Source organism: Microcoleus sp. BM001215392 (genome assembly GCF_036700185.1).
In the GTDB taxonomy this organism is placed as follows: domain Bacteria; phylum Cyanobacteriota; class Cyanobacteriia; order Cyanobacteriales; family Microcoleaceae; genus Microcoleus.
In genome coordinates, this window is the sequence record NZ_JAUBOJ010000693.1 from 1 (window position 1) to 1,566 (window position 1,566).

Sequence of the window (1,566 nt, forward strand, 5' to 3'; positions counted from 1 at the left end):
GTCTAATTACTAGAAACGCCTTTATTGGAGTAAAGCGGAGTTAATTGACGCATATTGATAACCATCTTGTTTGTGCAAGAATTTGACGTTGCTCATATCTTTTGTACTTAGTCGAAAATTACCGATCTTAATCTCAACACCTTTATCTGTTGGAGTCTTGACCCGTCCAACGTAAAGTCCTGATTGGAATCGCTTGCGGTCTTCTAGAAGCTGAATGGCAACAATATCACCAGTTCTACAATGAGTAAAGGACTGTTTAGGCTTGGCACAAGGAAAACCGTATTTATCGTTTCTAGTGGACTGTCGATTCCCTTGTCCTGTTGATTTAATCAGCAAGGGCTGATTAGTTAACACTTCCAAAGAATCAATCTGACCCACACAAGCCGCATCTATCCAGTGAGTTTTAGGCAGGCTAAGTCGAGTACGGTTGTATTTAGTCAGACCACCCGAACCCTCCGAGACAGGAATACCCGTTTCTTTAAGTCGGTTGAACAATGCCCATCGGGTTGAGTTGACAGCCGCCGCGTCTTTTAATGGGCGTTTTGCTTGAGCTAGAACCGATCGCAGAACATCTGGCTTTTTGGCTAAGAAAACGCTAATATCCTGAGTCCCTTTTTTGAGATTGCATTTCTCGCAAGCAAGGCACAGATTAGAGATCCGATTTGTGCCACCTTTTGCTTTGGGCTGGATGTGTTCGATTTGGAGCGGAACGTTCTCGATTGAGCAGTAAGCGCATTTCCTGTTCCATTTATTCAATAAATACTCGCGGATTTCGTACCCACATAAAATGCCTTGCTGATACTCAATGCCTGAGATTTCTGGGTTTTCAAGTTGTTGTAAATCAAATCTGACAAGCTCTTGAACAATCAAATTGATTGGTGCAAGTCTGCGTAATTTGTTAACCCAAGTTAGGGTGGTTTCTACCCGGTGCTGCAAGGATGGCGCTAACCATCCTTTTTGGCGGGTACGGTTTAAAAACCGTGCTTGTCGATAGCGAGTGTGACGAGAACGCCTCCCCCGACGTAGAGAACGACGGGATTCTAAAGATGCTTTGATGGCTTGACCGCGATGAGTCAACTCAGCACCAAAGATTACTTTGTCGTTTTGAACAAGGGCAATCCCTGTGGTTTTAGAACCGGGGTCTAGTTTGATCGTGACGGGTTCAGGAATATCTGCAACCTCTTTTTTGAGAATGATGCTGAACGGATATCTTCTAAAAACAGACGCTCTACCCATCGATAATAAACGTCTCGCCATAGAAGGCTTACATGGTGTCAGCGGTTTCTTGTTAGCATCAATTACAAAAACGAAATTGGGTTTCAACATTTTGGCGTTGTTTGCCTTAAGTAAAGTTTGCTTCAACCCTGTTATCTTCTCGGTACTATGCAGATTGCACTTCCTCGCGCCCAATCTCGGATGTTTAACAATCTGCTTACAGAGCTTGGAACTAGCGAATCCCAAGGTGTGAACTTAAACGCTTAGAGATAACGATTACTCGCTTTGAGTGGTCTGGAGTAGCTGCAATACCTCGGATTACTCCGAAATACTACGGATTGGTGCTACTCT

General features: G+C 43.9%; 1 protein-coding gene. It reads right to left on the reverse strand.

The window, feature by feature from the left end; genetic code table 11:
• Window positions 1-21: 21 nt before the first annotated feature.
• On the reverse strand, window positions 22-1,326 hold the full coding sequence (gene iscB, locus QT974_RS34220; protein ID WP_333472796.1) for an RNA-guided endonuclease IscB: 1,305 nt from the start codon (window positions 1,324-1,326) through the stop codon (window positions 22-24).
• Window positions 1,327-1,566 lie beyond the last annotated feature (240 nt).

What these genes read in the sequence shown, in the direction of transcription:
- iscB (WP_333472796.1), bottom strand. Translation starts at nt 1,326, where the DNA reads ATGTTGAAACCCAATTTCGTTTTTGTAATTGATGCTAACAAGAAACCG.